This is a genomic window from Limosilactobacillus ingluviei DSM 15946 (assembly GCF_001435775.1).
Taxonomy (GTDB): Bacteria; Bacillota; Bacilli; order Lactobacillales; family Lactobacillaceae; genus Limosilactobacillus; species Limosilactobacillus ingluviei.
Genome location: NZ_AZFK01000088.1, coordinates 64,267 through 70,439, shown reverse-complemented (window position 1 = coordinate 70,439; position 6,173 = coordinate 64,267). Strand labels below are relative to the sequence as shown.

The 6,173-nt window shown below is 55.3% G+C and carries 5 protein-coding genes and 1 tRNA gene; 1 reads left to right on the top strand and 5 read right to left on the bottom strand.

What is annotated here, in order from left to right:
- Window positions 1-332: 332 nt before the first annotated feature.
- Window positions 333-405, bottom strand: a tRNA-Thr gene (locus FC43_RS10690).
- Window positions 406-540: 135 nt separating this feature from the next.
- Between FC43_RS10690 and FC43_RS10685 the strand changes: the two genes are divergently transcribed.
- The gene (locus FC43_RS10685) at window positions 541-1,083 is read left to right on the top strand and encodes an RBBP9/YdeN family alpha/beta hydrolase (protein WP_019206713.1); all 543 of its coding nucleotides are present in this window, start codon (window positions 541-543) and stop codon (window positions 1,081-1,083) included.
- 200 nt (window positions 1,084-1,283) lie between these two features.
- On the opposite strand, the gene FC43_RS10680 is transcribed toward FC43_RS10685, so the two are convergent.
- The 4 genes from FC43_RS10680 to FC43_RS11465 all read right to left on the bottom strand — a co-directional run.
- Window positions 1,284-1,892: a DUF4767 domain-containing protein gene (locus FC43_RS10680; RefSeq protein WP_019206712.1), complete on the bottom strand. Its 609-nt coding sequence runs from the start codon at window positions 1,890-1,892 to the stop codon at window positions 1,284-1,286.
- Window positions 1,893-1,996: 104 nt separating this feature from the next.
- Window positions 1,997-3,088 carry an NAD(P)-dependent alcohol dehydrogenase gene (locus FC43_RS10675; protein WP_019206711.1) on the bottom strand — a complete coding sequence of 364 codons (1,092 nt, stop codon included), beginning with the start codon at window positions 3,086-3,088 and terminating at the stop codon, window positions 1,997-1,999.
- Window positions 3,089-3,201: 113 nt separating this feature from the next.
- Window positions 3,202-5,775: a serine hydrolase gene (locus FC43_RS10670; protein WP_019206710.1), complete on the bottom strand. Its 2,574-nt coding sequence runs from the start codon at window positions 5,773-5,775 to the stop codon at window positions 3,202-3,204.
- Between the two features lie 216 nt (window positions 5,776-5,991).
- Window positions 5,992-6,173, bottom strand: a 182-nt coding sequence (locus tag FC43_RS11465; protein ID WP_235807622.1) for a transposase, incomplete at its 5' end; no start/stop codon positions are given.

The window sequence follows — 6,173 nt, the reverse complement described above, 5'->3', positions numbered from 1 at the left end:
CCCCCAAAGGCAACACTTTCATTTTTAAAAGTGTCAACCTCTAAGGGTATTGTACGCAGTTTAATTGCGAAAAACTTAAGTCGATTATTTTAGAGTGAACGACCATCGTCAGCTAATCAGCAGTAGACTCAACCAGCGGATTATCTAGCAAAAACCAGTTTCTATTCATGCGTTCCTGCCCGATTGCTTCCAAATTAAAATAACGAATTCTGCCATTAAAGGATAAAATTCAGTTGCTTGAGCCACGTTTCCCAAATTTATCGCTGGGCCAAGCGCCGCTAAAACCACGAAAAAGGCCTGGACCGAATACCATCGATCCAGGCTTTGGCTAGTGCTGACTAGAGGATTCGAACCTCCGACCTACGCATTACTAGTGCGTTGCTCTGCCAACTGAGCTAAGTCAGCAAATCTTTAACATAAATAATATACCAGATCTCCCCGCCTTTGAAAACCCCCGTGGGCAAAATCACTAAAATTTCTGCTTGCCTTCCGCGCGAAGGCGGCTTACCGTTAAAGAAAAGCCCGAAAGGAATGATTGACATGACCAACGCTTACTTGATTCACGGCACCTCGACGCGCGACGATGACTGGTTTCCCTGGTTGGAAACAGCGGCCGCCCCGCAAATCCAGCTCAACCGCCTTTGGCTGCCAGAGCCCTTCAATCCCGAACGGCAAGCTTGGGACCAAGCCGTTGACGACCAAATTCCAGTCCAAGACGGCCTGACCCTAGTCGCCCACAGTCTCGGCTGTCTGACCGCGGTTCGCTTTGTCGCCCGCCACGACCTCCACGACGTCCGCTTGCTGTTGGTCGGCGCCTTTGACCGGTCACTGCCACAGTACCCGACCCTGACTGACTTCATCCTGCCCCGCCCTGACTACACCCAGGTGCGCCCCAAGCTCAGCCGGGCGACCGTAATCGTCGCCAAAGACGACCCGATCGCCCCCTATCGTCAGGGGATCGCGATGGCCAGTGACCTGGAAGCCAAACTGATCGTCCAAGAAACCGGCGGCCACTTTTTAACCAACGATGGGTTCCGGAAGTTCCCGCTCGCCTTGACCGAGCTCGATCGGCTCAGCAAATAGCAAAACCAGGCTACCGGTCGAAGCCAACCGCGCCGCTGGCAGCCAGCTTTAGCTTCATCTGTGGTATAATAAATTGTAGAAATTCATGAGGTTCATTGGACTTCAACCCCAACAGCCCGCCGGGAAGCGCGAAGTTTCCGGCGGGCTGTTTCTTTTGTTTGATTTTAGCTGCTTACTAACTCCAGGGATCCGCCGATTTTTTATTTAAAAATCACGCCCTGACCACGGGCGATACTGGCAAAATTCCGGCTAACGTCTTGGTTTTGGGTGGTCTGCCAAAACATCCCGCCGTTGGTGGCCTGGCTGACTAAGACGACCGGTTCGCCCTGGTGATAGGCAAAGGCGTAGGTGATGTGGAATTCGCCAATCTGCGCGACCTGGGTGTCCACGCGCTTGTTGTAGTTGTACATCGCGACGACGTTGTAGCTGCTGGCTCCCGTCCCATCCGCTGACCACTGCATGGTCGTAGTCGCCCCATTAACGGTGTTGTTCTCCGGCAGAAACTCCGGGAAGGTCGTCCGGCTGATCGGCAGGTAGGCCTGGTGCATCGTCGGCGCCCACCGGTCCATAAAGGTCCGCAGCTGCGCCGCCTTTTGATCGTTCCACGCCGACGTCGCAACTTTACTGGACGTGGTTGACTGCGCTGGCGCCGAACTTGATGCGGCTTGGGTGCTGTGGTTAGTCGCCGCCGACGTTACCGCACTGCTGGTAGAACTGCTGGACTGCTCCGCGCGGTAGTGCTCTTTACCACACGCGGCCAGGGTCACAGCACTGGTCATGATTAGGCTGGTTAGGAAGATCTTTCTCATGTTATTCGCGTCCTTTCCACTGGATTGCCCGCTTTCTTTTTATTGTAACCCCTTTCGGCTTAAAGCACCAAAAAAGCCCGCCATTACCAGCGGGCTTGGCTGATTTATTCAAAGATAATCACGGGCTTAACGACGGCTCCCGCCTCAAAGTCCGCAAAGGCTTGCGCGAGTTGGTCAAAGGAGTAGAACTTGATCAACTTGTCGATCGGGAACTTCCCCTTTTGGAAGTACTTGATCATTTGCGGAATAAAGAGCTGCGGAATCGCATCCCCTTCGATCAGCCCAATGATCTGCTTGGATTCGCCCATCACTTCCATCCCACTGATGTCCAGGGGTCCGGCAATCCCCACCAGATACAGCTTACCATCCGTCCCCAAGGCGTGCAGGCAGTCCTTGATCAGGGGCGTGTAGCCGATGGTGTCGATCGCGTAATCCAGCCCGCCGGGTACGATCTCACGCAGGGCCGCTTCGACATCGTCCACTTGCGCCGTGTTGATTACGTCCGTCGCTCCCAGTTCCTTGGCCAGAGCCAGCTTATCATCGTGCCGATCGATGACCACCAGGTGATCGAGGTTATAGAGGTTGGCAGCCATCACGGCAGCCAAGCCGACCCCACCGGCCCCGGTAACGACCATCGAGGAGCCAAAGGCCGGCTTGACCCCGTTGATCACCGTCCCGGCCCCGGTTTGAAAACCACAGCCCAGTGGCCCCAAGTAGCGCAGGTCCACCGCGGCATCCACCTTCACCACATTGTGTTCGTCCGCTACCATGTGCGTGGCCAGCGACGATTGGCCAAAGAAGGTGCTGACCGCTTCGCCACTCGGCGTGTGCAAACGGTGCGTCCCGTCGTAGTTAGCGCCACCGAAGCACAATTCATTTAAGCGCACGCACTTGGCCGGGTGCCCCTGCAAACAGTTGGCACAGTGCCCGCAGTAACCGAAGGAAACCACCACATGATCCCCGGGGGCAACCGTCGTGACCGCACTACCGACTGCTTCGACGATCCCGGCCCCTTCGTGTCCCAAGGCTACTTGGTAGGGGCTCATGCCGAGGTCGCGCCCCGCAATATCGGTATGGCAAATCCCCGTCGCAACGGTCTTGATCAGAACTTCATTGGCCTTAGGCGCATCCAGTTGCAAGGTCTGGACTTGAATCGGGGCCCCTTGCTTGGCCACCACTGCTGCTTTGATTTCCATCGTTTTATCTCCTTGTTTGCTCAAATAATCACAATTTAATTTTAAGCTAATTTAAGACAATCGTCAATCAATGTCGCGATGAAAAACAGATCCGCACCAGGGGCAACGAAGCATTAGCCCAGCAAACTTTGGACCAAGCGGGCAACTTGTTCGACCTTATTAATCCCGGTCGCTAGCGGATTGCCTTCCGAATAGATGGCCAGGGTGTACCCGCGGCCGTGGTTCGGCAAAAAGCCGATGCTGTCGACGTACCATTGCGCGTTAGACCACAGGCTCAACCACCCGTTCTTCACGTAGTAATCACTGCTGCCGGCGGAAATTCCCCAGCGTTGGCCCGCACTGACCGTGTGCATCAGTTCCCGCAAGTAAGCTTGGGAGCGCTGATTCAAGTAGCCCGAATGATCCGTCAAGTAGATCTGGGCTAACAGTTTTAATTGGTCCTGCGACGTGGTGCGGGTTTGCCCCCAGTGATAGGTTGGGGTCGTACTGCTCATCCCCAGTGCCCGGTAAAGATCTCCACCGGCCGTATTGCGTCCCAATTGATTGGCGATCGCCGTCGCCGCGGCGTTGTCACTGTTGCGAATCATCTTTTCCGCCAGACTGCGTTGATAAGCCGACAGGTTCCCCCCGGTCTTGTGCAGCAGTTCTGCCAAAAGAGCCACTTTCACCGTGCTGGCGGTGATAAAGCGTTGGTTCGCATTGCTGTAACTGTAAACTTGCCCGGAGACTTGGGATTGCACGGCAAAGGCGATTTTGCTTCCCAGCCGGTTGATTAAATTGTTAACTGCTTGCAGGTCCCGGGGGGTCCCATAGCGATCAAAGGCGTACCAATGCCCGTCCAGGGGCAGAATCGTGCTGAGTGCTTCGGCCCCATCCCAACGATCAAAGTAGCGGCGCTGACCGTCAATGGTTTGCCAGCCGTACAGCATCTGGCCTTGATCATTGTAGTAGACGATTTTACTCCCCAGGTTAACGTACTGGCGGGTCGTCTTCGCCCCATTTTGCGGGTTGAAGTAGTACCAGTGCCCCGCTAAGTTGCGTTCCCCCTTAACCATCGCTGCCGTGGTCGGATCATAGTAAACCAGCCGCCCATCCGGTAGGGTCTGCCAACCAGTCTTGACCGTGCCATCAGCCCCCGCCAAGTACCACTGCTGGCCCAGGTAATGTTCGCCGGCCGTTAGGACCACGTAGCCCTGAGCATCAGTTGTAAACGTTTGGCCGTGGTCATAGAAGCGCTGGTTCGCCCCAAGCCAGCCACCGTGGCCTAAGAAACGCAGCTTGTGGGCCTGCTGATCATAGGTCGCCGTATTCGTCAATTCTTGCAGCAACTTTCCGTTCACCGCATCAAAGCGGTAGTAACGCTGCCCAATTTGTTGGTCACCATGCAGCATCCCAGCGCCGGTGAAGCCATTTTGCTTGGGCGTCACGTCGTAGTAGACCCGCCGCCCATCCGGTAAGGTAAACCAGCCCTGCTTGATTGCCCCGTTGTTTTGGTCAAAGAAGAGCCACTTCCCACCGACGGGCTGCTCACCGTACTGCATTTGCCCTTGCTTGTTGTAGTAGACTAGGCGCCCGTCCGGCAGGGTCGTCAGCCCCGTCGCCATCACTCCCTGGCCATTAAAGTAATACCAGTGGCCATCAACATGGCGTTCTGCTTGCTTGACCATCGCCGGGGCAAAGTAGGCCCGCTGGCCGTTAACGGTTTGCCAGCCCGTCTTCAGACGCCCATCCCAAGTGTCAAAATTGTAGGTTTGCTTCCCAACTGCCTGGACCCCGTGGAGCATCCCGGCGCCCGTGAAGCCATTTTGTTTGGGCGTGACATCGTAGTAAACCCGCCGCCCATCCGGTAAGGTAAACCAGCCCTGCTTGATCGCCCCGTTATTTTGGTCAAAGAAGAGCCATTTCCCGTTAACGGGCTGCTCACCGTACTGCATTTGCCCCTGTTGGTTATAGTAGACTAACCGGCCGTCTGGCAAGGTCGTCAGTCCCGTCGCCATTGCCCCCTGGGCATCAAAGTAATACCAGTGGCCATCAATGTGGCGTTCCGCTTGCTTAACCATTGCCGGGGCAAAATAGGCGGGGTGGTGGCCGTTGACGGTCTGCCAACCGGTCTTTAGGTGGCCATCCCAGGGATCAAAATTATAGGTCTGCTGGCCGACTGCTTGCACCTCGTGGAGCATCCCGGCGCCACTCAGGTCGGCTTGCACATCGTAGTAGACCCGCCGGCCGTCCGGCAAGGTCGTAAAGCCCCGGTGCAAGGCCCCGTTGATTTGGTCCAAATACAGCCAACGGTTGGTATCCGTAAAGTACTTTTCCCCGTGCACCATCTGGGCGGTCTGGGCGTCGTAGTACACTACCCGACCGTCTGCCAGGCGCTGCCAGCCCGTGGTCTGGGTCCCATTAGTCTGGACATAGTACCACGCCCCGTTGCGCTGCACTTCATGCCCGCTGGCCGTCTGAATTGGGGAAGTAGCCTGGGCTGGGGCGGCAGACGTCGCCGGCGCCGGCGTTTCCGAAGTTGAAGTTGGAGCTGGGGATTGCGCAGTAGTCACCGAGGACGGGGCCGCTGAAGTAGTAGCCGTGTCAGCATAAGCAATCTGACTCCCCAAGGCTACCCCCATCACCGTAATGGCAGCAATTAACCACCGCTTGCCGGCTTTGTACATTTTGAAGTGTTGTTTGATCATTCTTTGAACCTGCTATATAAAATGTAGAACAACATAGAAGAGTAACCCTTTTATGTTGTTAGAAAGAATATAGTTTTCCTTTCTTAAATTTTATTCATCATCGTTAAAACGCCAGTATTCCCGCTCACCCAACTGGGAGTCAGCGACAGGGACTGACTAGAATGACCTCCAGGGGAAAGGGCTTCCCCAGAGCCAATAGCCTGGCTCCATGACAACTTAAAGCAAAGCTAACAAATTAGCGACCGCATTTGCATCGCGGTCTAGCGTCGCGCCACACTGGTAACAGATATATTCATCATGTTTCGTATGATGCTTGTGATTACCAACCAAGGTGACCTTATCATCACCGCGCTTGATATGACCACAAACGGAACAACGCTGAGTGCTCGGGTAAAAGC